The organism is Pandoraea sp. XJJ-1 (assembly GCF_026802345.1).
Lineage (GTDB): Bacteria > Pseudomonadota > Gammaproteobacteria > Burkholderiales > Burkholderiaceae > Pandoraea > Pandoraea cepalis.
In genome coordinates, this window is the sequence record NZ_CP113827.1 from 2,084,267 (window position 1) to 2,108,652 (window position 24,386).

Annotated in this window: 21 protein-coding genes and 2 tRNA genes; 14 read left to right on the forward strand and 9 right to left on the reverse strand. The window is 64.4% G+C overall.

The window, feature by feature from the left end; translation table 11 throughout:
- Positions 1–184: 184 nt before the first annotated feature.
- The 5 genes from glnL (at position 185) to OYT13_RS09555 (ending at position 8,135) form a co-directional block, all read left to right on the forward strand.
- Positions 185–1,315, forward strand: a complete 1,131-nt coding sequence (gene glnL, locus OYT13_RS09535; protein WP_268567871.1) for a nitrogen regulation protein NR(II) — start codon at positions 185–187, stop codon at positions 1,313–1,315.
- 62 nt (positions 1,316–1,377) lie between these two features.
- Positions 1,378–2,964 (forward strand): nitrogen regulation protein NR(I), encoded by a 1,587-nt coding sequence (gene ntrC, locus OYT13_RS09540; RefSeq protein ID WP_261938719.1) that lies wholly within the window; start codon positions 1,378–1,380, stop codon positions 2,962–2,964.
- Positions 2,965–3,019: 55 nt separating this feature from the next.
- A complete protein-coding gene (gene rfbD / locus OYT13_RS09545; RefSeq protein ID WP_017233520.1) occupies positions 3,020–3,901 on the forward strand; it encodes a dTDP-4-dehydrorhamnose reductase in 882 nt (293 codons plus the stop codon).
- Positions 3,902–4,026: 125 nt separating this feature from the next.
- The gene (locus OYT13_RS09550; protein WP_268567633.1) at positions 4,027–6,876 is read left to right on the forward strand and encodes a pentapeptide repeat-containing protein; all 2,850 of its coding nucleotides are present in this window, start codon (positions 4,027–4,029) and stop codon (positions 6,874–6,876) included.
- Positions 6,877–7,151: 275 nt separating this feature from the next.
- Positions 7,152–8,135 carry a flagellar brake protein gene (locus tag OYT13_RS09555; RefSeq protein ID WP_261938717.1) on the forward strand — a complete coding sequence of 328 codons (984 nt, stop codon included), beginning with the start codon at positions 7,152–7,154 and terminating at the stop codon, positions 8,133–8,135.
- 105 nt (positions 8,136–8,240) lie between these two features.
- Here OYT13_RS09555 and xth read toward each other — a convergent pair whose 3' ends face one another.
- Positions 8,241–9,020 (reverse strand): exodeoxyribonuclease III, encoded by a 780-nt coding sequence (gene xth, locus OYT13_RS09560; protein WP_017233523.1) that lies wholly within the window; start codon positions 9,018–9,020, stop codon positions 8,241–8,243.
- Positions 9,021–9,048: 28 nt separating this feature from the next.
- The gene (locus OYT13_RS09565) at positions 9,049–9,786 is read right to left on the reverse strand and encodes a riboflavin synthase subunit alpha (RefSeq protein WP_261938716.1); all 738 of its coding nucleotides are present in this window, start codon (positions 9,784–9,786) and stop codon (positions 9,049–9,051) included.
- Positions 9,787–9,900: 114 nt separating this feature from the next.
- On the opposite strand from OYT13_RS09565, the gene OYT13_RS09570 reads away from it, so the two are divergent.
- Both OYT13_RS09570 and OYT13_RS09575 read left to right on the forward strand, forming a co-directional pair.
- Positions 9,901–10,155: a hypothetical protein gene (locus tag OYT13_RS09570; protein WP_150563603.1), complete on the forward strand. Its 255-nt coding sequence runs from the start codon at positions 9,901–9,903 to the stop codon at positions 10,153–10,155.
- A 54-nt stretch (positions 10,156–10,209) separates the two neighbouring features.
- Positions 10,210–10,440: a hypothetical protein gene (locus tag OYT13_RS09575; RefSeq protein WP_017233526.1), complete on the forward strand. Its 231-nt coding sequence runs from the start codon at positions 10,210–10,212 to the stop codon at positions 10,438–10,440.
- 22 nt (positions 10,441–10,462) lie between these two features.
- Here the strand turns inward: OYT13_RS09575 and OYT13_RS09580 are convergent, their stop codons facing one another.
- The gene (locus OYT13_RS09580; protein WP_026131867.1) at positions 10,463–11,545 is read right to left on the reverse strand and encodes a calcium:proton antiporter; all 1,083 of its coding nucleotides are present in this window, start codon (positions 11,543–11,545) and stop codon (positions 10,463–10,465) included.
- A 412-nt stretch (positions 11,546–11,957) separates the two neighbouring features.
- Between OYT13_RS09580 and OYT13_RS09585 the strand changes: the two genes are divergently transcribed.
- The 3 genes from OYT13_RS09585 (at position 11,958) to OYT13_RS09595 (ending at position 14,565) form a co-directional block, all read left to right on the forward strand.
- The gene (locus tag OYT13_RS09585; RefSeq protein WP_150563601.1) at positions 11,958–12,818 is read left to right on the forward strand and encodes a fumarylacetoacetate hydrolase family protein; all 861 of its coding nucleotides are present in this window, start codon (positions 11,958–11,960) and stop codon (positions 12,816–12,818) included.
- Between the two features lie 212 nt (positions 12,819–13,030).
- Positions 13,031–13,693 carry a DNA-3-methyladenine glycosylase I gene (locus tag OYT13_RS09590; protein ID WP_017233529.1) on the forward strand — a complete coding sequence of 221 codons (663 nt, stop codon included), beginning with the start codon at positions 13,031–13,033 and terminating at the stop codon, positions 13,691–13,693.
- On the forward strand, positions 13,693–14,565 hold the full coding sequence (locus OYT13_RS09595; protein WP_017233530.1) for a 23S rRNA (adenine(2030)-N(6))-methyltransferase RlmJ: 873 nt from the start codon (positions 13,693–13,695) through the stop codon (positions 14,563–14,565). Before OYT13_RS09590 ends, OYT13_RS09595 begins: the two co-directional genes overlap by 1 nt.
- A gap of 116 nt (positions 14,566–14,681) precedes the next feature.
- Here OYT13_RS09595 and OYT13_RS09600 read toward each other — a convergent pair whose 3' ends face one another.
- The 4 genes from OYT13_RS09600 to OYT13_RS09615 form a co-directional block, all read right to left on the reverse strand.
- Positions 14,682–15,401 carry a pseudouridine synthase gene (locus tag OYT13_RS09600; protein ID WP_026131869.1) on the reverse strand — a complete coding sequence of 240 codons (720 nt, stop codon included), beginning with the start codon at positions 15,399–15,401 and terminating at the stop codon, positions 14,682–14,684.
- Positions 15,402–15,471: 70 nt separating this feature from the next.
- Positions 15,472–15,556 (reverse strand) — tRNA-Leu (locus OYT13_RS09605).
- Positions 15,557–15,685: 129 nt separating this feature from the next.
- On the reverse strand, positions 15,686–16,600 hold the full coding sequence (locus OYT13_RS09610; RefSeq protein ID WP_017232019.1) for a LysR family transcriptional regulator: 915 nt from the start codon (positions 16,598–16,600) through the stop codon (positions 15,686–15,688).
- 352 nt (positions 16,601–16,952) lie between these two features.
- A tRNA-Leu gene (locus OYT13_RS09615) sits at positions 16,953–17,037 on the reverse strand.
- Between the two features lie 280 nt (positions 17,038–17,317).
- Between OYT13_RS09615 and rnr the strand changes: the two genes are divergently transcribed.
- Positions 17,318–19,891: a ribonuclease R gene (gene rnr, locus OYT13_RS09620; protein WP_261938715.1), complete on the forward strand. Its 2,574-nt coding sequence runs from the start codon at positions 17,318–17,320 to the stop codon at positions 19,889–19,891.
- Positions 19,892–20,071: 180 nt separating this feature from the next.
- On the forward strand, positions 20,072–20,845 hold the full coding sequence (gene rlmB, locus OYT13_RS09625; protein WP_017235749.1) for a 23S rRNA (guanosine(2251)-2'-O)-methyltransferase RlmB: 774 nt from the start codon (positions 20,072–20,074) through the stop codon (positions 20,843–20,845).
- Between the two features lie 118 nt (positions 20,846–20,963).
- On the opposite strand, the gene tal is transcribed toward rlmB, so the two are convergent.
- Positions 20,964–21,914 (reverse strand): transaldolase, encoded by a 951-nt coding sequence (gene tal, locus OYT13_RS09630; RefSeq protein WP_268567634.1) that lies wholly within the window; start codon positions 21,912–21,914, stop codon positions 20,964–20,966.
- A 127-nt stretch (positions 21,915–22,041) separates the two neighbouring features.
- On the opposite strand from tal, the gene rpiA reads away from it, so the two are divergent.
- Both rpiA and OYT13_RS09640 read left to right on the forward strand, forming a co-directional pair.
- Positions 22,042–22,734 (forward strand): ribose-5-phosphate isomerase RpiA, encoded by a 693-nt coding sequence (gene rpiA / locus OYT13_RS09635; RefSeq protein WP_017235751.1) that lies wholly within the window; start codon positions 22,042–22,044, stop codon positions 22,732–22,734.
- A gap of 15 nt (positions 22,735–22,749) precedes the next feature.
- A complete protein-coding gene (locus OYT13_RS09640) occupies positions 22,750–23,817 on the forward strand; it encodes a hypothetical protein (protein WP_017235752.1) in 1,068 nt (355 codons plus the stop codon).
- 186 nt (positions 23,818–24,003) lie between these two features.
- Here OYT13_RS09640 and OYT13_RS09645 read toward each other — a convergent pair whose 3' ends face one another.
- Positions 24,004–24,279: an oxidative damage protection protein gene (locus OYT13_RS09645; RefSeq protein ID WP_017235753.1), complete on the reverse strand. Its 276-nt coding sequence runs from the start codon at positions 24,277–24,279 to the stop codon at positions 24,004–24,006.
- Positions 24,280–24,386: the final 107 nt, after the last annotated feature.

Here is a 24,386-nt window from a genome sequence, read left to right on the forward strand (position 1 = left end):
TGCTCGACAGGCAAGGGGGATGGCCGCGGCCGTCCCCCTTTTTTATCCGCAGCGCGCATTCGCCACGTAGCCAGCCATGAACCTCTCGCCTCGATCCTTAATGAACAGTGTCCGTGCCGGTGGGAAAGGGCAGACGAAGCGCGCCGAGCACGCCGCTGCCGCGGAAGATCCCCATGCCGCCGAGATGACCCCCGACGCCGCCGGCCATACGACTGCGTTGCCGCCGGGCGTCGATCCGTGGGAAGCCAGGCTCGCGTCGACGGGCGTGTTGCCCGGTCTCGAAGCGTTGCCGACCGTCTTGCTGGTGCTTGAGAAGCAATCACTGCGTGTCGTGTTTGCCAACCCGGCCGCCGAGGCGCTGCTCGCGCTTTCGCGCCGTTCGCTGTCGCAAATGACGTGGAACGACGTCTTCACGAACGGCGAGGTGCTCGCGTCGACGATGGCCGATCTCATCGCCAACCGCTTTCAGACGACGCGCCTCGATTTGGTGCTCGAGCGCACCGCGCAGGAGCCTCTGCACACGCATGCGATTGTTGCCGCCCCCGAGGCCGCCCCCGATTTCGTGATCGTCGAGCTGATCGAGAACGAACAGAAGATCAAGAACGAGCGTGAAGAGCGCATCATCGATCAGGCGCTGATGAACAAACAGCTTATCCGCAACCTGGCGCACGAAATCAAGAACCCGCTGGGCGGGATTCGCGGCGCGGCGCAGTTGCTGGAATTCGAGCTGGATCAGCGTGAGCTGCGCGAGTACACGCAGGTCATCATCAAGGAGTCCGACAGACTTCAGACGCTGGTCGACCGCCTGCTCGAGCCGCACCGTCATCCGTTCATTGCCACCGACGTCAACATCCATGAGGTGTGCGAGCGCGTGCGGTCGGTGGTGCTCGCCGAGTTTCCGCAGGGGCTGTCGATCGAGCGCGACTACGATGTGAGCCTGCCCGACTTTCGTGGCGACAAGGAACAACTCATTCAAGCCCTGCTCAACATCGTGCGCAATGGTGCCGAAGCGCTGCGCGGGCAGATTGCACGCGGCGATGCGCGCATCGTCCTGCGCACGCGAGTGGCGCGAAAGATCACGATTGCCAAACGTTTGCACAAGCTGGCATTGGAATTGCATGTGATCGACAACGGGCCAGGCATTCCCGCCGACATTCGTGACCGCATTTTCTATCCGCTCGTCTCCGGGCGCGAAGGGGGGAGCGGTCTGGGACTCACACTGGCGCAGTCGTTCGTGCAGCGCCACGAGGGTTTGATCGAATGCGAAAGCCGGCCCGGACGGACGGATTTCCGAATCCTGCTGCCCCTGGGCTGAAGCGGCCCTCACGCCGTCGGCCGTAGCACCTGCGGCCGGGCATAGACGTTAAACGGTGAACAATGAAGCCGATCTGGATAGTAGACGACGACCAATCGATTCGATGGGTGCTCGAAAAGGCGCTCTCGCGAGCCAATCTGCCGGTGCGCAGCTTTACCGGTCCGCGCGAAGCCAGCGCGGCACTCGAACACGACTCGCCGCAGGTGCTGGTCTCGGACATCCGCATGGCGGGCGGCTCCGGGCTCGAACTGCTGCAGACGGTCAAACAACGACATCCCGGACTGCCGGTCATCATCATGACGGCGTTCTCGGATCTGGACAGCGCCGTCGCGGCCTTTCAGGGCGGTGCGTTCGAATATCTCGCCAAGCCGTTCGACGTTGATCGCGCGGTCGAGCTGATTCTGCGCGCGGTCGAGGAAAGCCTGCGCGAGGCGACGGACGACGAACGCATCACCGAAGAGCCGGAAATTCTCGGGCAGGCGAGCGCCATGCAAGACGTGTTCCGAGCGATCGGTCGTCTCTCGCATTCGAGCGCCACGGTGCTTATCACCGGCGAATCGGGCTCCGGCAAGGAACTGGTCGCGCGGGCACTGCACCGCCACTCGCCGCGCGCCGGCGGGCCATTCATCGCGCTCAACACGGCGGCAATTCCGAAGGATCTGCTGGAATCCGAACTGTTTGGCCATGAGCGCGGGGCGTTCACCGGTGCGCAGGCCACGCGGCGCGGGCGCTTCGAGCAGGCCGAGAGCGGCACGCTGTTCCTCGACGAAATCGGCGACATGCCACTCGATCTGCAAACGCGTTTGCTGCGCGTGCTGTCGGACGGTAATTACTACCGCGTCGGCGGCCATAGTCCGATCAAGGCGAATGTCCGCGTGATCGCGGCCACGCACCAGAATCTGGAAGATCGTGTGCGGCAGGGTCTGTTTCGCGAAGATCTGTATCACCGACTGAATGTGATTCGCTTGCGTTTGCCGTCACTGCGCGAGCGCAATGAGGATATCCCGCTGCTGGTGCGTCACTTCCTGCAGAAGAGTGCGCGCGATCTGGGCGTCGAGACGAAACGCATCAGCGAGGCCGCGCTGGCGCATCTGACGCGCTTCCCGTTTCCGGGAAACGTGCGTCAACTGGAAAACCTGAGCAACTGGCTGACGGTCATGGCCCCGGCGCAGACGGTGGAGATCAAGGATCTGCCGCCGGAGTTCCAGACGCTGGCAGCGGCGCCAGGGACCGGGGTGGGGGCGTCGGCTAGCTTGCCTGCCTACCCCGCCGCGACGCCCCAGGCGGCAACCGGGACCACCGCCCCGGTGCCGGCCATCGCGGGTTATGGCGGCGTAGACGCGGGGCTGTCGGCTGTCGGCGGGATCGCGGGGGCTGGCGGTGCCGCTGCGGTCGCGGGCAATGTCGGCGCGACGGGAGACGGCACCGGAGCGGACAGCTGGGAGCCGCTCTTGCGCCGCGAAGTGGCGCGCCTGCTTCGTTCTGCGTCGCCCGACGTGATGGATCAATTGACGCGCCGGTTCGAGACGGCGTTGATCAACGAGGCGCTCGACTTCACGCGCGGACGCAAGGTCGAGGCGGCAAGCCGCCTTGGCATCGGCCGGAACACCATCACGCGCAAGATTCAGGAACTCGGGCTGGAAACCTGACGCCAATCACGGTAGGCTCCCAGGTTTGACGATTCGGCCACAAGGGAGCATTACCATGGCAAGACGCATCCTGTTGACGGGTGCCACCGGGCAGGTGGGCTGGGAGCTGGCACGCAGCCTGCAAGGTTTGGGCGACGTTCACGCTCCCGGGCGCGACGAGATGGACCTGCTCGACACCGACAGCGTGGTGCGCACCCTGCGCGACTTCTCACCGGATCTGATCGTCAATCCGGCGGCCTACACGGCGGTCGATCGTGCCGAGACGGACGAGGCCGCCGCGTATCAGGTGAACGCGGTCGTGCCCGGCATCATGGCCGAAGCGGCCAAGCGCACCGGCGCACTCGTCGTTCACTTTTCCACTGACTACGTCTTCGACGGTACGTCGTCCACGCCCTATCGCGAGGACGAACCCACGAACCCACAGAACGCGTACGGCCGCACCAAGCTGGCAGGCGAAGCGGCCATCGCGGCGAGCGGTGCGAATCATCTGGTGCTGCGCACGAGCTGGGTGTATGGAGCGCGCGGCGCGAACTTCCTGCTCACCGTTCAACGACTTGCCCGCGAGCGCGACGAATTGCGGATCGTGGCCGACCAGCACGGGGCGCCGACGTGGTGCCGCACGATCGCCGAACTGACGTCGCAGGTGTTGGTGCAGGGGTTCGGACGGAACGGAGGTGACGCCGACTTCTGGCGCGAACATGGCGGTTTGTACCACCTGACGGCCGCAGGGCAGACGACCTGGCACGGGTTCACCGAAGCGATTCTCGACCTGAGCGCAGCGCAGAAGCGTCCGAACGTTGTGGCGATTCCGACTTCTGCCTATCCATTGCCGGCCAAGCGCCCGGCGTATTCGGTCCTCGACAACGACAAACTCGCACGGACTTTCGGCGTTCGCGCGCCCGACTGGCGGGCCGCGCTGGCACTCTGCCTGGGCTGACACGACCGTCCCGCCTGACGGGCTCGAGCACCGAATCGGAAATTCCCCGGCGCGCAGGGCCGCATTCCTTCGGCAACATGGTGGCTTTTTGCGCGCGCCCATGAGCGCGCGCCAAGGAGTGACGCATGATGCCGGTTCAGAGCGGGATATCGGGTGGGGCCCAAACATCCGTCGCTGCCCGCCCGATCGAGGGCGGTATTGCGAGCGACCGCGCATTGACGTCGTCCGAACTGGCGGCACGCAGTGCGCCGCCGCCCGACGGGCTGCGCCACGCGGTGCTGCGCGCGAACGCGGACGAGCGTCGCGTGATTTCACTGCAAGTGGCCTGGCTGGCGCACAGGCTCGACGGGAGCGCAGGGAGCGCCGATGCCGCGGTTCGATTCGCGAGCGATACGACCCCGCTTGGCGTGTCGTCCGCCGAGAGCGCCGACTTGCTATTCGACAAGAGTGCGCTGCGGCAGGCATGGCGCACCCGCTTCTCGCATCTGCTTGACGGCGCGCGGGTCGGCGCGGTGGCGCGCGATCTGGTGAAGTGGTGCGCGGCGCCCGATGGCCAGACCGCGGTCGCCCCCCGATGGCACTGGCTGTCGTCGACCGATGACGCGACTTCCGATGTGCAGGCCTGCGCGCGTTTGCCCATGCATGAATGGCCGGTTGCCGTACTGAATGTCGCGCTAACGCTGTCGAATCTGCGCAATGCCGTGCTGCCTGATCTGTCGATGCCGAACGGCGACTTGCGCGGCGTGATCGCGTCGGGCGCTCAGTTTGGCGGCGGACAATTCAGTGGGACATGGTGGACCGGGGCATCGTTGGCGAACGCGGGGTTTGCGTATTCGAACCAGGTCAATGCCGACTTCGACGGGGCCGATTTGCGCGGTGCCTGTTTTCATGCGGCGGATGTGAGCGGCGCGCGGTTCGTGGCGGCCGATCTTCGTTGCGCCGACCTTCGGCACACGGTGATGTGCGGCAGCGACCTGAGCGAAGCGCGGTGCCAGGGGTTGCACTTTGCGCAGGGGCGTCTGAACGGCGCCTCGTTCCATCGGGCCAAACTGCAGCACGCGTGCTTTACCGGGGGCACCGCACATGGCGCGAAATGGATTGGCGCCAAGGCCAAACGCTCGCAATGGACGTCGGTGGCCATGCGCAACGGGCAAGCCATCGGCGCCGATCTGCGGAGCGCCGAATTCCGCCAATGCGAACTCCTTGGGTGGGACGCGCGCGGGGCAAAGCTCAATGGTGCGTCGTTCGAGGCCTGCGATTTGGGCCATGCCCGGTTCTGCGGCGCAAGCCTGAAGGGCGTGCGCATCGGGGCCGGCTGCCATCTGGCCGGCACGCAGTGGCAGGGCGCCCGGGTTCGTCTGGACGCCGCGTGGCTGCGTCGCCTGACGCCGTCCGAACTCGAAGGCGTCGTGCAATCGTTGATGACGTTCCCGCTCGATCAGCCCGCGGCGCGCGCAAGCGTTTTCATGCAATTGCTGGTCGCAGTTGCCCGCCCGCCGGGCCTCATGCACAAGGGGCGCGAGATGGCACCGCGGCTCGAGCGCCTGCCCGAGTCGGTGCAGCGCAGCGACTGGCTCGGCCGTTTGCTCGTGTCGGGCATTGAGGCGGGCGGCATTGGCGAGCATGAGGGCTTTGCCGAAGTGCGAGCGCAATGGCTCAAGCGGACGCTTCACGAACTGACGGACACGCGCTGGTCACGCGCGCGTGCGCAATGGGGCACCGCGTCGCTCATGACCGCGTTGCACCGGCACTGTGGCGCGGCATCGCCGCAGGCCGTATGGCCGCTCGCCGGGGCGATGTGCCAAACCCTTTACTGGGCCGAGGACGGCGTGGATGGGGTTGGCGATGCCCGTGCGCAGGCGCTGCGGTCCGCGTGGTTCGACGCGTTGCCGCCGCAACTGCATGTGGCGCTTTCAGCCGACGGGGTCGACGCATTTGATGCCGCTTACGTCGTGCTGATCGGGGCCGACGGCGGCGTTGCGGCACGTCTGCCCAGGCACCTTCTGGAGAGTGTGCTGGAGGCGGGGGCGGGTCTTCCGGCGACGGAGGGCGACGTGTCGCTCGCTTTTGAGACGCTGCCGGGCTGGCGATGGCTCGGTACGCGGGTTGTCGTGCGCGATGCGGCGTCGCCCGACGATTTTGTCCCGGGCAGCATGGCGCAACTTCAGGGGCTGCTCAGGGAGTTCGGCTTTCTTGCCGGGCTTTGGCCAGTGGAGCATCCGCTCGAGCCCTTCGTCCGGCTCGTCGGGCGTTGGTTGGGCACGGGCGGAGCTAGCCGCGCCGAGGCGGCATGTCACGGGGCGTGGGATCCGTGGCACTCGGCCGTCAGCACGGCGACAAGGCCGGCCGTGCCGACGCCATTGCGTACGTCCGACCGACTCGACGCCGTGGTCAGTTCGTCGCGCTCATCGAACCATGTGCGGTTGCGGCGGGCAGGACATGCCGATATCGACGATGTTTTTCGCGAGATTCCGGTCGTCATGCCCGCTGGCGAGCCGCCGTTGAGCGTCGTCATGGCGCGGCACGTTCGATGGGTGTCTGTCGTGGCCGGACTGGGTTGGCTGGCGACCCAACCGGAATGGCGCCGGCCGTGGTCGATCGCGAAAGGCGCCTCGGTGGCGCCGTCAAGTGAGGGGGTGCCGGCGGATGAGATGAGGGCCTATCGCGATTACGCGCTCGCGGCCCTTAACGAAACACTGCGAGGAGACGTCGCGTCGCGTAACTTGCCGCAAGCGCTGGCGCTGCGCGAATGTCTGGCTGGCGAGACGAGTTCGGTGGAAGGACTGGCAGAGCGGCTGGCCGACTGGCTGACATGCCCGGAGATCGCACAGCTGCCGGGGTTGGCGCAGGCGTGCCGTCAAACGCTGCCTTGGTTCTGGGCGATCCGTCTACCGCTCCCGGCGGCGGCGATTCGTCGGTGGATGCTTTCGGGGGAGGGCAATGTCGGTGCGCCCGTCGGAATCGAAGGGGATTAATCAGGAATGAGCCGGTTTTTGCCCGATGTTTCACCGTCAGGGCATGTCGTCTTTCGTGGTAAAACGTGTTTGCACGCCAAGCGTCGCCCTTCGCGGTGACGCTTTTCGGACGGCCGGACGCGTCATGCGCCGGCCGTTGGCGACTTTTGTTGGGTGTTGGCTGCGGATGCCATTGCGAAGCGGGACTGCCCAAGCGGCGGCCCTGTGCGCTGGGATACGGGAAGGTCAACGCCCTGTTCTCAGGCAATCAAGGGTTTCATACTCTCCCAGGCATCATGGACTCGACTGGTATCGCGTCAGGCTATCCGGGGTTCGTGGCTGTGAATCGTCGCGAGCTTGACGCCCACGTTCCGCTCTCCTGGCCATTGTTCGACGCCGATGGCACACCGCTGCTGGCGGCGGGCGAGCGTTTGCCGTCCGAGGCCGATCTCGACTGGCTATTCACCACGTTCGCGCCGCACCGGCCGCTTCCCGAGGGGGCGACAACGGGCGAGGCGGCGGGGCGCCCGGAGGCCGCAAATTCCGTATCGCCGCTGGGGACGGGCGCGTCGGCCGTGTACCTGCAGGGGTTGCCGGTGCCGTTGCCGGTCGGCGCGTGGATACAGGTGCGTGTCTCTCCGGACGCCGAGCGCCCGCGCGTACGCGCTCGCCTGATCGGTCGTGCGCCCAACGGTATGCTGATCATCACGCCGCCCGCTTCGGGCGACACGCGTCGACCGGTGACGGCGGGTGACCGGCTTGCGCTATGGACATTCCCGGGCGACAACCTGTACGAATTCAATTGCGATGTACACAGCGTGCATCAGGGGCCGTTTGACTATGTGGTGCTTTCGCGTCCTTCGCAGGTGCGCGAGACGCCCGTGCGCCGTACACCTCGCGTCGATACGCGGCTGGTGGCGCGACTGTCGCCACTGGACGAGACGTCGCGTGTCTCGTTCACCCGCATGCTTGCCGACCCGCAGGACACACCTGAGTGGCTCGTACTCGTGCGCGATATCAGCGCGGATGGCGCGGGAATCGTAGTGAAGGCGCCGCTGCCGGAAGGCTGTCATCTCGTCGCGTTGCAGTTCCGTGTGCCGATCGGTGCCGATGTGGTGGCGATTCTCGGTATGGCAGCGGTTCGCAGCGTGGAAGGTCCGCGGGTTGATGGGACGTGGGCCTATGGTTTGGAGTTCACGCAGATGGACACGCGAAACAAGGCGGCGATTCGCTGTTTTGTCTATGAGTCGCGCCTGACGGATCCGCGCAGCGGCCAATGATCCGAAAAGCCTTCGATAGAAAAAACGGCACCTGAATCGGGTGCCGTTCGCATGGCGTGCGCGTAGCGCGCGGAGCGCAGTGCCCAGGACGTGTCGGGACGCGCGTCAGTCCTTGAAAGTGGCAATGACAGGTGTGTGATCCGACGGCTGTTCCCACGTTCGGGGTACGCGATCGATCTCACATCCGGTGCAGCGCTCGGCCAATGCGGATGAGACGAGAATGTGGTCGATGCGTAGCCCCGCGTTGCGTCGGAACGCGCCCATGCGATAGTCCCACCAACTGAACGTCTTCTCTGGCTGATCGAACATGCGGAACGTATCGCGCAGCCCGAGTCCTTGCAGACGTGCGAACGCCTGGCGCTCCTGCGGCGACACCAGATTCTGACCTTCCCATTTCGCGGGATCGTGTACGTCGCGGTCTTCGGGGGCGATGTTGTAGTCACCGAGCAGTGCGAGTCGCGGATGACGCTCCAATTCGTCGGAGAGCCAGTGCGTGAGTGCGTCGAGCCAGTTCAGCTTGTAGACGAACTTGTCCGAATCGACGGCTTGTCCATTCGGGAAGTAACCGCAGACCACGCGTACGCCGCCGATCGTTGCGGTAATCAGACGCTGCTGCTCGTCGGCAAAATTCGGCAGGTTCTTGACCAGATCGGTCGCCTCTCCCACTTTCGCGTGGTTGACGAGCATTGCGACGCCGTTATACGTCTTCTGGCCGGTGAAGTGCGATGTGTAACCGAGCGCGGCGATCTCGGTAATCGGGAAGTTCTCATCGGTCAGCTTCAGTTCCTGAAGACACAGAACGTCGACCGGGTTGCTGCGCAGCCAGTCCTGCACATGACCGAGACGAACCTTGAGCGAATTGACGTTCCAGGTGGCGAGTTGCATGAATGTCCTTCAGTGATGTTCGGCAGGCTCAGTCTTTGGGAGCCGGTTTGTCGCTGGCATTGCCGGCGGGCAACTGCGGCACCGACACGAAATCGTCGAGCGAGAGGCCCTTTTCCTTGAGCAGCGCCTCAAGCACCGGTTGCAGACGGCCGAGACTTTCCTGAACGGCTTCGCGCACCGTGTCGACCACCACCTGCGTGCTCCGCTCGATCTCGATGTTGACGCGTGTGCCGGCGAGCTTGTCTTCGAACGTCGTCATGCGGCGTGTCTCGGGAATCAGCCACACTTCGAACCAGCCTTCCTGCCGATTGACCTCCGAGACCGTCAGGCTCGCGCCGTTGATCGCGATATATCCCTTCGCGAAGACATACTTGCGGAACGCTTCGGGAATCGCGATGCGCAGCACGCGGTTGGTGTCCGACGTGCGCACGCTGAGGATGTCCGTCGAGAAGTCGATATGGCCCGAGAGCGGATGGCCACCGATTTCGGCGCCGTCCTTGGCGGCGCGTTCGACGTTGACCTGTGCGCCCGCGCCGAAGCCGCCGAGCGTCGTGACGTTCAGGCTCTGCAGAATCACGTCGAACGACGCGCTGGTGGGCGAGAGCAATTGCGTGACCGTCAGGCAAACGCCGTCGACCGAGACGCTGGCCCCGAGCGTCAGGTCTTCGCAAAAGCCTTCGGGGAACGCCAGCTCGAGGGTGCGCATGCCGTCGCGATCGTCGATGGACGAGAGCGTGGCCGTGCCTTGAACAATTCCGGTAAACATCGTGATGTCGGTAACTAGAGTCGTGGGGTGCCGTGCCGCAGTATTCTACTGCCTAGCGCCGGTATGCCGCACGCCGTGCGACGTGCTACGATGCCGCCTTTTCACGGGATCGACATGAGTTTCGAAGGTTGCCTGCTGGCGGAGGACTTTTACTATTGGGCGGAGACGTCGCCCGCGCCGGACGGGCAATACCACGGCGTGGTGCATTTCACCGGCTGGCGCGACGTGGACGACGTCATCGAAACGCTGGACCCGCCGCTGACCCACACCACGCCTGAGGCCTATCGCTGGGCGAACGACGCGCTCGAAGCCGCTCACGCGCTGGCGAAGACGTTGGCCGAAGACGGCAGCCTCGGCATCGATCTCTGAACCCCCAGAATTTCACACGGCCTGCCTGAGGGCAAGCCCACCACGGACAGCATCATGACACAGACGAAATTTGAAATTCAGAAGCGCAAGGGCTTGAAGATCGGCGCCGGCGTGCGCCGCGGCCCGCAAGGCGGCAAACAGGTCGGCTCGCAAAACAAGCGCAATGCCGCCGGCAGCAAGCTGCTGGGCGCGTTGCTCGGCACCGCTTCGGAAGACGCGACGGCCGTCGACGCTGCCGGCACGACCGGCAACGACGCGACAAAGCAGGGCGCCGACAAGGCCTGAGCGCGTCTGCTCACCCCGCGGGTCAGGGAACGATCGCCAGAAACAGGAAGGCGGCGAACAGCACCAGATGGACGGCACCGTGCAGCACGGTTGTGCGTCCGGTACCGAGCGTGATTACGCCAACGAGCAGCGTCACGGCAAGCAGCACGGTCTCCTTCGGCGCAAGCCCCAATTCGATGTGCTGATCGAGCACGAGCGAGACGGCCGCCACGGTTGGAATCGTCAGCCCGATACTCGCCAGCGCTGAGCCGAGCGCCAGATTCAGGCTCGTCTGCAGCTTGTTCGCACGTGCGGCGCGCAAGGCGGCCAGCCCTTCCGGCAACAATACCAGCGCGGCAATCACGATACCGACGACCGCTTTCGGCGCACCGGCCTCGGCGACCGCTTGTTCGACGGCGGGAGAGAGCTTTTTCGCCAGGCCGACCACGGCCAGCAACGCCACGACCAGCAGCCCCAGGCTCAGCACGGCCGTGCGGCCCGACGGCGGCGCCACATGCACTTCCTCACTCGGCGCTTTGGACAGGAAGTAATCGCGATGACGCACTGTCTGCACGAACACGAACACCATATACAGCACGAGCGAAATCATGCCCTCGAAGGCCAGTTGCGACGCCGTGAGTCCCGGGCCGAGTACTGAGCTGGTGTAGTTCGGCAGCACCAGTGTGAGCACCGACAGGGCGCACAGCACCGCGAGCGCGGCACTCGCGCCTTCGACATGAAAGCCCTGCGTGTGATGACGCACCCCGCCGAAGAGCAGGCACAGCCCGACGATCCCGGTCGAGACGATCATGATGGCCGCGAACACCGTGTCGCGGGCCAATCCCGCCTTGTCCGGTCCTCCCGAGAGCATCACCGAGACGATCAGCGCCACTTCGATGATGGTCACGGCCACGGCCAGCACCAAGGTGCCGAACGGCTCGCCAACCTTATGGGCGACCGTTTCGGCGTGATGCACGGCGGAGAATACGGCGCCGGCCAAAGCGGCGGCACACACCGCCAGCGAGGCGCCATAGGGCAGCCAACCGGCGAGGCCGAGCACGACAAGGGCCACGATCGGCGTGTACATGGTCCAGTGGCCCAGCATGGCGGTCTTTGAGGAGGACATCGTCGGAGACTCCAGAATTCGGGGAACGGGCAGGGCGCGAGGGACAGCAGATCCAGCAACGGCGAGAACCTTGCCTCGGTGAGAATGTCGAGGCGGCGAGCCATAGTCTCAGAAAAGTGACACCCCGACAACAGACGCCATTGACACGCCACGTTGCGAGCCAGGCCATGCCGGTCTGTCGAGAGGCCCACGGACAAACGATCTTCCTCGACCACGCCGTTGATACTGCGTTCGAGTCCGTCGAGGAAGTCGAGGTCGTGAACAACGCATCCGAGCTTCGTCGCTTTGATCGCCGCGCCGCCATTGACGCGTTGGGGGCGACCGGCGTAGTGTCTCGTGCATTCCTTTTACCACCAAGCTGTCGACGGGTAACGCTGTTGCTCACTTCTGTCGCGGCACACGGAGAACTGTTTTGAAACTGCTGCGTTTCGGCCCGAAGGGGCAGGAAAAGCCGGGCCTGCTCGATGGCGACGGCAATGTGCGAGACCTCTCCGGAGTGCTGGCCGACATTACGCCCGAGACGTTGAGTCCTCAGGGGCTGGCGACATTGCGCGCGCTGGATCCAGCGACGTTGCCCGTGGTGAAGTCGCCGGGGCGTCTGGGCGTGCCGTTCTCGGGGGTGGGCAAGTTCCTGGCCGTCGGTCTGAACTACAGCGACCACGCGGCGGAAGCGGGTTTGGACGCGCCGTCCGAGCCGGTGCTCTTCACCAAGTGGGAGAACTGCCTGAACGGCCCGAACGACCCCGTGGTGCTGCCCAAGAACGCCGTCAAGGGCGATTGGGAGGTCGAGCTGGGCTTCGTGATCGGCAAGACGGCACGGTATGTACCGCTCGAGAGCGCGCTCGACTACGTGGCGGGCTACTGCCTCGTGAATGACGTCTCCGAGCGCGAGTTCCAGATCGAGCGCGGCGGCACGTGGGACAAGGGCAAGGGCTTCGACACGTTCGGTCCGGTCGGCCCGTGGCTCGTGACGACCGACGAGATTCGCGATCCGCAACAACTGGGCCTGTGGCTCGACGTGAACGGTGTACGCCGTCAGACGGGCCACACGTCGAAGATGATCTTCAGCGTGGCGTATCTCGTGCATTACATGAGCCAGTTCGCCACGCTCAAGCCGGGTGATCTCGTGACCACCGGCACGCCGCCGGGCGTCGGCCTGGGGCAGAAGCCGCCGGTGTTCCTCAAACCGGGCGACGTGATGCACCTGGGTATCGATGGCCTGGGCGAGCAGACGCAGGAAGTGCACGCTTACGACACGCGCTGGCTCGACTGAGCGTGTAGCGGATGGCTTTCCTGTCCATCGCTCAGGGCGACGGATGTCCGGCGTTCGGCCCGGAAAATTCCGTCTCGGCATAGTCCGTCGGCGCAAAGTCACGCGTGGCACGGGCTGCGCGGTTCGCTTCGCGTGCGTTTGCTGGCACACTTGTCCCATTCGTCTGCACCTGTCCGCGCCACTAGCGCGCGGACGCAACTATCGAGAGACCAATGGAACGATGTCCGTGGAGCGATGGCTTCGAGCAGTATCGTCAGTATCACGACGAAGAGTGGGGGGTGCCGCTGCGCGATTCGCGCGCGTTGTTCGAGCTGTTGATGCTCGAAGGCGCGCAGGCGGGGCTCTCATGGTCCACCATCCTTAAAAAGCGCGATAACTACCGGCTGGCGTTCGATCACTTCGATCCGGTGCGCATTGCGGCGTTCGGGCCGGAGGACGAGGCTCGCTTGCTGGCGGATGCCGGGATCGTGCGCAACCGTCTCAAGATCGCCGGCGTGATCAAGGGGGCGAGGGCCTACCTGGCGATGGAGGCCGCGGGCACGCGATTCAGCGACTTTGTCTGGCAGTTTGTGGGCGGCGAACCGTTGCAGAACCGCTGGACAGCGCTTGGCGAGGTGCCGGCGAGCACCGCCGTCTCCGATGCGATGAGCAAGGCGCTGAAGAAAGCGGGCTTTACCTTCGTGGGCTCGACGATTTGCTATTCATTCATGCAGGCGGCGGGTCTGGTGAACGATCATCTGGTCGCCTGTCCGCGTCACAAGGCGGTGAAAGCGAAGGCGTTGGCGGCGAGTCAAAGCGGCAGCGTGCAAGCCCGGAAACGCCGTGTGGGCGCGTCGTCGGCTACAATCGCGCCTGACGAATCAGGATCTGCCTAATGTTCAGCTACCGCCACGCCTTTCACGCCGGCAACCACGCCGACGTGCTGAAACACTTTATCGCCGTTGAATGCATCGATTACATGCGCCAGAAGGACGTAGCGTTCTGGTACATCGACACGCATGCGGGCGCAGGCGGTTACGCGCTCGACGGCAAATGGGCCGACAAGACCGGTGAGTTCGAGACCGGTATCGGCCGTCTCTGGACGCGCGACGATCTGCCGCCGCCGCTCGCAGACTACGTGACGTTGGTGCGCGAATTCAATCCGGACGGCAAGCTGCGCTATTACCCGGGCTCGCCGTTCTTTGCGCTGCAACTGCTTGGGGATCGCGATCGGTTGCGGTTGTTCGAGATGCATCCGACCGAACAGGACGTGCTGCGCGAAAACTTCGAGGCGCAAGGGCGGGAAGTGGCGCGTCGTACGATGATTTTTGGTGCCGACGGGTTTGCGGGGCTCAAGACGATTCTGCCGCCGGCATCGCGCCGGGCGTTCACGCTGATCGATCCGTCGTACGAAGACAAGCGCGATTACACGCGTGCTACGCAGACCGTGCAGGAGGGACTCGACCGCTTTCCGACGGGGATGTATGCCGTGTGGTATCCGCTGGTGCAGCGTCGTGAGGCGGCGCAGTTGCCGGAGCGCATGAAGCGGCTCACGATCAACGGGCAGCCGATCAAGAACTGGGTGAATGCGTCGCTGACGGTGTGCAATCCGGTGCCGGGCGGTATGGGCCTGCACGGTAGCGGCATGTTCATTGTGAATCCGCCGTACATGTTGCAGGACACCCTCAAGACAACGCTGCCGTATCTCGTCAAGACGCTCGGCCAGGACAAGGGCGCGCAATTCACGCTCGAAGGCCGCCAGAGCTGACACATCCGACCCGCGCGGGTCGGATCACCGCTATCGTCGCCTTCAACGTCAACGTCAACGTCAACGTCAACGTCAACGTCAACGTCAACGTCAACGTCAACGCCAACCCGCGGCGCTCATTTGCCGGCGGCGGGCACTTCGTACGGTAGCGACAACAGTTCGTCCGGCGCCAGGTAGCGCCATTCGCCCAACGCGAGATTGCCCATCGGCAGACCGCCGATCGCGATTCTGACCAGCCCTTCCACTCGATTGCCTGCGGCGGCGACCATCCGTTTGACCTGATGGTATTTGCCCTGCGTGATCGTCATGGCAATCTCGTGAGACGAGGCACGCATGACATCCGTCGCGGCGAGCGGCTCCGTCTCGTCGCGCAGCAATACGCCGTCGCGCAAGGCCTGCAACATGTCGTCGGTGACCGGATGCTTGGTCGTGGCCACGTACCGCTTGGGCACGTGGCGACGCGGTGACATCATGGCATGCAGGAACGCACCGTCGTCGGAGAGCAGCAGCATGCCGGTTGTATCCTGGTCGAGGCGACCGGCCGGCTGCACGCCGCGCACGGCCATCGGCAACGGGAGTAGCGAATGCACGCCTTCGTGATGCGTCGGGCTCGTGGAGCACTCGTAGCCTTGCGGCTTGTTGAGCAGCACGTAGACGTGTTCGCGATATTCCCACGGCTCGCCGTCGAGCGTGAATTGCAGACCTTGCGGGTCCAACGACTCGCGCGGATTGTCGTGCACCACGCCGTCGATGGCAAAGGCACCGGTGACAATGAGTTTGCGGCACATCTTGCGACTGCCGAAGCCCTGCGATTGCAGTAAACGATCTAGCTCGATGATGCGATCTCCGTCCGGGCATGCATGAAAAAAGCCGATGATCTTTCGATCATCGGCTTTCTTAAATTTTTGGTGCCCAGAAGAGGACTCGAACCTCCACGGTGTTACCCGCTAGTACCTGAAACTAGTGCGTCTACCAATTCCGCCATCTGGGCTTCGTCAGCTCGCTTGCTGCTTGCTACGAAGAAGCAAGATTATGCCGAGGGGCTTACATACTGTCAAGCGATTTGCGGCAAAAAATGATAAATCGGGGGGCGACCTACCTGATCGGGGGCGCCGCCACGTTAGGCGGCGTGGCCCATATGCTCCGAGCGAATCATGTCGATCAAATGGCGCAATCCCGGAAGCGTTTGACGTCGGCTCGGGTAATACATCGACAGGGGCGGCCCGTCGACGGCCCAGTCCGTCAACACGGCTTCGAGCGTGCCGCTGGACAGTGCCTGCGACACGTTTCGCTCCAACACGTAGGCCAACCCCAGGCCGCCCGTTGCCGCCGCAATCACGCCGTCGCTCTCGTTGATGCTAAGCGCCCCCGGCACATCCAGTTCGATCGCCGTTGGCCCATTGCCCAGCTCCCACTTGTAGAGCGTGTTGTCGCCCAGGCGCATCCGGATGCAATTGTGCGACATCAGATCCTGCGGCACCTTCGGTCTGCCATGCCGCGCGAGGTACGCGGGCGACCCGACCACGATCCACTTCAGCGCGCGCGTGAGCGGCGTTGCGATCATGTCGCCCGGCACCGTGTCGCCATACCGCATCCCGGCGTCGAAACCTTCCGCCACGATGTCGAGCATCCGATCGTCCACCGTGACATCCAATTCGATGTCCGGATACGACGCCACGAATCGCGGCAGAATCGGATCCAGCAGCAACCGCGCCGCATCGCGCGGCACATTCAGTCGCAAACGCCCGGCCGGCGACGCACGGTAGCGGTCCAATGCGCCAATGGCCGAGGCAATCTGCTCGAGGCCCTGTTCCAGCTCCTTCGCCAGTGCGGCGCCCGCGGCCGTTGGCGACACGGAGCGACTTGTGCGGTTCAGCAACTTCACGCCCAGGCGCGCTTCCAGATTGCGCATCGCGTGACTCAGGGCCGAGGTCGTTACTCCCAGTTCGGTGGCGGCCTCCCGAAAACTCTGCCGGCGGCAGATCGTGACAAAGACGTTCAAATCGGCAAGCTCACCGCGAGTGAAGGCAGGCATGTCATTCCCAACAAGTATCAAGCAACCGAAATCGAATACGCGCTACACGCGCGGCACGCCCAACCCCTTGGATGGCCGTTGAGCAATATTCAATTTTTTATGAGGCAAATTCTACCGATTTCGCTCGACGTCTGGACGGAGGGCGCGTGTGGCGTGACGCGCGCGCGACATGTTTTGCGAATCGCTCGCGCGGTGACGCACATCGTGCTCGGTCTCCGATCGATCGGCATCGATGGTTGGCAGTGCGCTGTACCGGCGTCGGCGCTCGGGAAGGGAGGGGGAGGGGCGGACGGTGGGCGAGCGCGCATGAAAAAAGCCGATGATCTTTCGATCATCGGCTTTCTTGAATTTTTGGTGCCCAGAAGAGGACTCGAACCTCCACGGTGTTACCCGCTAGTACCTGAAACTAGTGCGTCTACCAATTCCGCCATCTGGGCCTCGTCGACTTGCTGACTGCTTGCTCGCCGCGAAGAAGTGAGATTATGCGTACGCCGTGCGGCACTGTCAACACTTGGGTGGAATAATTTTTCTTTTTTCTCACCCGCCTGCAAGCCCACGCTCAAATTCCGCATAGGTGGCAGTTTTCGCGAGGTTTGCCGTATGATTGTCCCTGACTGTGCGACCCCGCGTTTTCGCGCGACGCACAACACCACGGACCGTCGGGCGCCAGATGTGCCCCTCGGCCGGACTCAACCGGCACAGCAACGCTACCGACCTTTGAGCAAATATCCCTATCCGATTCCGAGCCGCGAAGAAATCCTCGGTGTCCTGCGCACCGCCGATGCCGCGCTGTCCGCCAACGATATCGCCGAAGCCCTGGCGATCAAAAAGCAGGAGCGCGAAGGCTTCTTCAAGCGCCTCGCCGCCATGGAGCGCGATGACCAGATTCGCCTCGACCGCCACGGCTATTATCAACTGACCCACCCCTCGAACTTCATCGCCGGCCGTGTCATCGGTCACCGCGACGGCTACGGTTTCGCCGTGCGCGACGAGGGCGGCGACGACCTCTTCCTTCCCAGCGAAGAGATGAAGAAGGTCATGCACAACGACCGCGTCCTTCTGCGCGTTGCCGGCTACGATCGCCGAGGCCGTCCGGAAGGGCATATCGTTGAAGTGGTGAGCCGTGCCAACACGCACGTCATCGGTCGCCTGCTCAACGAAAACGGCGTGATGGTCGTCGCCCCGGAAGACAAGCGCATCGGCCATGACATCCTGATCCCGCCGCGCGCCCAGGGCAAGGCCAAGGTCGGTCAGGTCGTGTCCGTCGAACTTACCGATTACCCCAGCCGCTATAGCCAGCCCATCGGCCGCGTCTCGGAAGTCCTTGGCGACATCGACGACCCCGGCATGGAAATCGAAATCGCCGTGCGCAAGTACGGCGTGCCCCACCAGTTCTCCGCCGAAGCGCTCGCCGCTGCCGGGGCGCTGCCCGATGAAGTGCGTGCGCCTGATCTGCGTCACCGCATCGATTTGCGCGACGTGCCGCTCGTCACCATCGACGGAGAAGATGCGCGCGACTTCGACGATGCCGTGTACTGCGAGCCGGCCAAGGTCGGCCGCAGCGATGGCTTCCGCCTGATCGTCGCCATCGCCGACGTCTCGCATTATGTGACTTCCGGCGGCCCCCTCGACGCGGACGCCCTGACGCGCAGCACATCGGTCTACTTCCCGCGACGCGTCATTCCGATGCTGCCGGAAAAGCTCTCGAACGGCTTGTGCTCGCTCAATCCCGACGTGGATCGCTGTGTCCTCGTGTGCGACGCCCTCGTCGCCCCGAACGGCGAAGTCAAGGCCTATCAGTTCTATCCGGCCGTGATCCACTCGGCCGCGCGCCTGACCTACACCGAAGTGGCCGCCGTTCTCGGCAACACCAAAGGCCCCGAAGCCCAACGCCGCGCTGCGCTGCTGCCGCATCTGCAGAACCTGTACGAGCTGTACAAAGTGCTCGCGAAAGCGCGCAAGACGCGTGGGGCCATTGAATTCGATTCGACCGAGACGTATATCGTCTGCAACGCGCAAGGCAAGATCGAACAGATCCTGCCGCGCACGCGCAACGATGCTCACCGTCTCATCGAGGAATGCATGCTCACGGCCAACGTGTGCGCCGCCGACCTCCTCAAGCGTCACAAGCAGGCGGGCCTGTACCGGATTCACGCCGGTCCGTCGGGCGAACGACTCCAGGTGCTGCGCACGTTCCTCAAGACGCTCGGGCTGTCGCTCGGCGGTGGCGACGAGCCTGCAACGTCCGATTACGCGGACCTGATGACGCAGATCGAGTCGCGCCCCGACGCACCCATGCTCCAGACGATGCTCCTGCGCTCGATGCAGCAAGCCGTCTACAGTCCGGACAACATCGGCCACTTCGGTCTGGCGTATCCCGCCTACGCGCACTTCACCAGCCCGATTCGCCGCTACCCGGACCTGCTCACGCACCGTGCCATCAAGGCGATTCTGGCGGGCAAGAAGTACGAGCCCGAAGTCCCGGCGGGTGTGGAAATGACGACCGGCCTCTCGCCGCACGCGCGCAAGCTCCAGAAGGCCGACGACTCCGCCGCCGGGAAAGCCAAGAAGGCCGCAGGCACCAAGAAGCACGATGCCATCTGGGACGAGCTGGGCCTGCATTGCTCGGCGAATGAGCGTCGTGCCGACGAAGCCTCGCGCGACGTCGAAGCGTGGCTCAAGTGCTACTTCATGCGCGACAAGCTCGGCGAGGAGTACGGCGGCACCGTCAGCGCCGTCACCTCGTTCGGCATCTTCGTGCAGCTCGACGATCTCTTTATCGAAGGCCTCGTGCACGTCACGGAGCTCGGCAGCGATTACTTCCAGTTCGACGAAGTCCGCCACGAACTGCGCGGCGAGCGCACCGGCATCCGCTATCGACTGACCGACCGCGTGCGCGTGCAGGTGAGCCGTGTAGACCTGGACGCGCGCAAGATCGACTTCCGTCTTGTGCGCGAAGTCAACGCGCGCACGCTGGCGAAAACGTCGGGTCGCACCGAGCGCGGCGGCGCACCGGTGCCGGCCCCCGCCGCCGGTGCGCCCGGACTGGCCGGTTCGGCGGGTTCCGCCGCAGCCCGGCCGGGCATTCGCCAGATGCCCAAGGGCGGTGCGCTGCTCAACGGCGTGCAACTGGCCCCGGCGGGCAAGCACGCCGCCAAGCCGAAGTCCGTAAAAGTGAATGCCGCGCGGGCTGAGCGGGCTGAGCGAGGCGCCACCTCGCCAGCGAAGTCGGGAGGCGGCAAGGCGCCGGTGAAGCGTCCAGGAGGTCCGGCGAAGAAGCCGCGTCGTTGATTCGCGCAGCGCGGCGGAGGGTTTGCAGTAAGATGGGCGCCTTGTGCCGGCGGTGACCGGCAACAGGGGTCCGCGATGGATTGCGGCGGCGGTGGCCCATGCGGGCTCCGCCGCCGTCGTGCTTTGTGCGGCGCCCGTTGTCGGCGGCCGTGCCGGCACACGCTATTTTGAGGATGTGAAATGAGTCAATTGAAACTGCTGTTCGGCTTTCATGCCGTGACGGCGCGTCTGCGCCACGATGCCGGTAGCGTCGAAGAGATTTACTACGATCCGAGCCGGCGCGATCGCCGCATGACGGACTTCCTGAAGCACGTTGAGTCGCTCAAGGGCGCCCCGGGCGTAAAGGTCAAGGTCATTCAGGCCGACGGCAAGCGCCTGGACGGCATGGCCGGTTCGTCGCGCCATCAAGGCGTGGTTGCGCGTGCTCAGGAAGTGTCGCTGGCGCTGAACCTCGACGAATTGCTCGATGGCATCTCCGGGCCGCCGCTGCTGCTCGTGCTCGACGGCGTGACCGATCCGCACAACCTCGGCGCGTGCCTGCGTGTGGCCGACGGGGCCGGGGCGCACGCGGTCATCGCACCGAAAGACCGCGCCGTCGGTCTGAATGCGACCGCCGCCAAGGTGGCCAGCGGCGCGGCGGAAACCGTGCCTTACATCATGGTGACGAACCTCTCGCGCACGCTTCGGGAATTGCAGGAGCGTGGTATCTGGGTGGTCGGCACCTCCGACGACGCCCCTGCCGACATCTACCGCACCAAGCTCACCGGGCCGATGGCGATTGTCATGGGGGCGGAAGGCGAGGGCATGCGCCGACTGGTGCGCGAGCACTGCGACGAGCTGATGAGTATTCCGATGGCGGGCGGCTGCGAAAGCCTGAACGTTTCGGTAGCGAGCGCCGTCTGCCTATACGAAGCGGTACGCCAGCGCGCAGTGGCGGCCAAAGGCGCCAAGTGACAAACGTGAAGTGAGCGACTTCACGCCGAGGGGATGACGTCAAGGACGTGAGGTCAGCGGTGCGAAGCCAAGCCAGCGACGCCCGGCGCAAGATTGCCGGGCACGTCGCAGGGGGCGTTTAGCGTGCCGCGTCGATCAGCGCTTCCAGCTTGATCGCATCGGCGGCAAACGCGCGGATCCCTTCCGCGAGTTTTTCGGTCGCCATGGCATCGTCGTTGAGCGCAAAGCGGAACGACGGCTCATCCGTTTTCACGCGATCGATGCTCGCGGCGCGGGCGTCCTTCGCGTCGAGCCGTCGAGGCACTTCGCTCTGTGTCGTGCGGAGTTGTTCGAGCAGGGCGGGGCTGATCGTCAGCAGATCGCAGCCTGCCAATGCCAGGATCTGCCCGGTCGAGCGGAAGCTCGCACCCATGACTTCCGTGTCATGGCCGAAGTGCTTGTAATAGCGATAGATGGCGGCCACCGAGCGCACGCCCGGATCGTTCTCTCCCGCGTTGTCCGCCTCGACCCAGTTCGCACCCGCCGACTTCTTGTACCAATCGTAGATTCGACCGACAAACGGCGAAATCAGCCGGGCGCCTGCCTCGGCGCAGGCCGCCGCTTGCACCAGCGAAAACAGCAGCGTCATGTTGCAGCGAATCCGGTCGCGCTCGAGAATCTCGGCCGCGCGAATGCCTTCCCACGTCGAAGCAATCTTGATGAGCACGCGGTCGCGCTCGATGCCTTGCGCCTCATACATGGCGATGAGCTTGCGCGCACGGACCACCGTGCCGGCCGTATCGAACGACAGTCGGGCGTCCACTTCCGTCGACACGCGACCCGGCACGATGTCCAGAATCTCCCGCCCGAAGGCAATCAGCAGACGGTCGATGATCTCCGCGGTGGATTCCGCGCGGTGTTCACTGACGATGCGGGTGAGCATCGGGCGGTAGGCGTCCTTCTGGACGGCACCGAGAATCAGCGACGGGTTGGTCGTGGCGTCTTGCGGCTTGTAGGCGTCCATCGCCTGGAAGTCGCCGGTGTCGGCAACAACGATCGTGTGGCGTTTGAGCTGGTCGAGCTGATTCATGAGAGCGGCCTTGCGAGAAATGCACTGCGTGACATGAAGTCCGGGATGCGACCGGGCGATGAAAAACGGCGCGGCCCGCCTGACTCCGGTAAACTTCCGACTTTACCAAACTTTGCCGGAAATCCCCATGACCCAGGACGAACTCAAGCGCTTGGTCGGCGAGGCCGCCGCCGACTATGTGAACCAGCACGTGCCCGAGGGCAGCGTGATCGGCGTGGGCACCGGGTCCACCGCGAACTGCTTTATCGACGCGCTCGCCGCCCACAAGGGCCGCTATCGCGGTGCCGTCTCCAGTTCCGAGGCCAGCACCGAGCGTCTGCGCAAACATGGCATCGAAGTCTTCGACCTCAACCAGATCGACAGCCTGCCGGTCTACGTCGACGGTGCCGACGAGATCAACGCGCTTGGCCACATGATCAAGGGCGGCGGCGGGGCGCTCACGCGCGAGAAGATCGTCGCCTCGGTGGCGAAGGAATTCGTGTGCGTCGTCGACGCGTCCAAGGAAGTTGCCGTGCTTGGCGTCTTTCCGCTGCCGGTCGAAGTGATCCCGATGGCGCAGGCGAGCGTCGCCCGTGCGCTGACGGCGCTGGGTGGCAAGCCGCAGGCGCGGGTGCGTGCCGACGGCAGCCCGTACATGACCGACAATGGGTGTGCGATTCTTGACGTCCACGGGCTGCAGATCCTCGATCCGGTGGCGTTCGAGGCGCAGGTCAACCAGATCCCGGGCGTCGTGACCGTAGGGCTCTTCGCACAGCGCGGCGCGGACATCACGCTCATGGGTACGCCGCAAGGCGTGCGCACGCTCGACTACCACAACTGATCCCGGGAGGGCAGGATGGCTGGATCGCGTCGTCTTCCCGAAACCTGGTTCCGCCGTGGCCTGTGGCTGATCGCCGTGTTATTTGCGGCGTTCCTCATTGGCCTGGGCGGGCTCGTCGTCGACAAATTGCCGGGCGTAGCGCCTGCGCCGACGCTCGACTCGTTCGTCGATCGCGGGCAGGCGGCCGGTGCCGACGCCGCCATCAAGCAGGCGCAGACACAGCTCGAAGATGTCGAGAGCCGGTTGGAGACGGCGCGTTTGCAGCTCAAGGCGCGGAGTACGGCGTATCGCAGTGCGCGAGAGTCGTTCAACGATTGGGTGGCCACGCGTACGGCGACGGCGCAGGCCAGTCAGGATACGGAGCTTGTTGCGCGCACGCAGGCGCTCGATGCCTTGAAGGCGGCGCAGCGCGACGTCCAGACGCAAGTCGATGCCCTCGAGGCAAAACAGCTGGATGCCCAGCGCGCGGTGCAGTCGGCGCGCATGGCGCGCTATGCGCTGAACACGGCGGCGGGAGAAAAGCTTGCGGCGATCCAGCGTGCGCAGGATTTGAAAGTATTCGGCATTCGGCTTGCGCTTACGCTGCCATTGCTGGTGGTGGCGGGATGGCTCTTTGTGCGCCAGCGCAAAAGCACGTGGTGGCCATTCGTGTGGGGCTTCATCTTCTTCGCGCTGTTTGCGTTCTTCGTAGAGCTGGTGCCGTACTTGCCGGACTACGGTGGATATGTGCGGTACCTCGTGGGCATTGTGCTCACGGTGATGATCGGACGCTACGCCATCGTGTCGTTGCAGCGATACCTGGCGAGGCAGAGGGCGGAGGAGCAGTTACCGGACGAAGAGCGTCGCAAGACGTTGTCGTACGATTTGGCGCAGGCGCGGTTGGCGAAGTCGGTGTGTCCGGGGTGTGAGCGTCCGGTGAAATTGGACGATCCGAATCGCGATTACTGCGTGCACTGTGGCATTTGCCTGTTTGACCATTGCGGTGTGTGCGATGCGCGCAAAAACGCGTTCGCGCATTTCTGCCACCACTGCGGAGCGGCTTCGGCTGGCAAGGCAGCCGTGGGTGGCACGACGCCCGCCTGACCAGCACATCCAGCAGATCTCAATCGAGAAAAAAAGCATACGAGCCGATTCGCCTGCCTGTTTCCCGACGCCGGTGGCATGGTGCCATAGGGCGTATGCGGGGACGGATCGGGGCCCCTTTCTGCAGCGAGTTGGGTTTATGTCTGAGCGGCGGAAAGGGGCCCCGATCCGTCGGGGGGGAGGTGTTTACTCAGAGGGCGGCGGCACATAGCCTTGAGCGACATCGGCGCCGTCTCCGAAGAAATACTTTTCGGTTTGCTTGACGAGATATTGGCGGGCGCGCGGATCGGCCATATTCAGGCGGTTCTCGTTGATCAGCATGGTTTGTTGCTTGAGCCAGCCGGCCCAGGCTTCTTTCGAGACGCTTTCCCAGAGGCGTTTGCCAAGTTCGCCGGGCATGGGGGGGAAATCGAGACCTTCGGCTTCTTTGCCGAGTTTGACGCATTGAATCATGCGAGCCATGGGGAACTCCTTCGTGATCTGGTTGGGGCGTGAATGAATGTTGGGCGCATGAGTCGGTCCCGGAGAGGGGAATCGACATGCGACGAAAAAGCGCGCTGCGGCCGAGA

Excerpts from the sequence above, each read along its gene's own strand:
- glnL (WP_268567871.1), top strand. The coding sequence starts at position 185 with ATGACCCCCGACGCCGCCGGCCATACGACTGCGTTGCCGCCGGGCGTC.
- ntrC (WP_261938719.1), top strand. The coding sequence starts at position 1,378 with ATGAAGCCGATCTGGATAGTAGACGACGACCAATCGATTCGATGGGTG.
- rfbD (WP_017233520.1), top strand. The coding sequence starts at position 3,020 with ATGGCAAGACGCATCCTGTTGACGGGTGCCACCGGGCAGGTGGGCTGG.
- OYT13_RS09550 (WP_268567633.1), top strand. The coding sequence starts at position 4,027 with ATGATGCCGGTTCAGAGCGGGATATCGGGTGGGGCCCAAACATCCGTC.
- OYT13_RS09555 (WP_261938717.1), top strand. The coding sequence starts at position 7,152 with ATGGACTCGACTGGTATCGCGTCAGGCTATCCGGGGTTCGTGGCTGTG.
- xth (WP_017233523.1), bottom strand. The coding sequence starts at position 9,020 with ATGCAACTCGCCACCTGGAACGTCAATTCGCTCAAGGTTCGTCTCGGT.
- OYT13_RS09565 (WP_261938716.1), bottom strand. The coding sequence starts at position 9,786 with ATGTTTACCGGAATTGTTCAAGGCACGGCCACGCTCTCGTCCATCGAC.
- OYT13_RS09570 (WP_150563603.1), top strand. The coding sequence starts at position 9,901 with ATGAGTTTCGAAGGTTGCCTGCTGGCGGAGGACTTTTACTATTGGGCG.
- OYT13_RS09575 (WP_017233526.1), top strand. The coding sequence starts at position 10,210 with ATGACACAGACGAAATTTGAAATTCAGAAGCGCAAGGGCTTGAAGATC.
- OYT13_RS09580 (WP_026131867.1), bottom strand. The coding sequence starts at position 11,545 with ATGTCCTCCTCAAAGACCGCCATGCTGGGCCACTGGACCATGTACACG.
- OYT13_RS09590 (WP_017233529.1), top strand. The coding sequence starts at position 13,031 with ATGGAACGATGTCCGTGGAGCGATGGCTTCGAGCAGTATCGTCAGTAT.
- OYT13_RS09595 (WP_017233530.1), top strand. The coding sequence starts at position 13,693 with ATGTTCAGCTACCGCCACGCCTTTCACGCCGGCAACCACGCCGACGTG.
- OYT13_RS09610 (WP_017232019.1), bottom strand. The coding sequence starts at position 16,600 with ATGCCTGCCTTCACTCGCGGTGAGCTTGCCGATTTGAACGTCTTTGTC.
- rlmB (WP_017235749.1), top strand. The coding sequence starts at position 20,072 with ATGAGTCAATTGAAACTGCTGTTCGGCTTTCATGCCGTGACGGCGCGT.
- tal (WP_268567634.1), bottom strand. The coding sequence starts at position 21,914 with ATGAATCAGCTCGACCAGCTCAAACGCCACACGATCGTTGTTGCCGAC.
- rpiA (WP_017235751.1), top strand. The coding sequence starts at position 22,042 with ATGACCCAGGACGAACTCAAGCGCTTGGTCGGCGAGGCCGCCGCCGAC.
- OYT13_RS09640 (WP_017235752.1), top strand. The coding sequence starts at position 22,750 with ATGGCTGGATCGCGTCGTCTTCCCGAAACCTGGTTCCGCCGTGGCCTG.
- OYT13_RS09645 (WP_017235753.1), bottom strand. The coding sequence starts at position 24,279 with ATGGCTCGCATGATTCAATGCGTCAAACTCGGCAAAGAAGCCGAAGGT.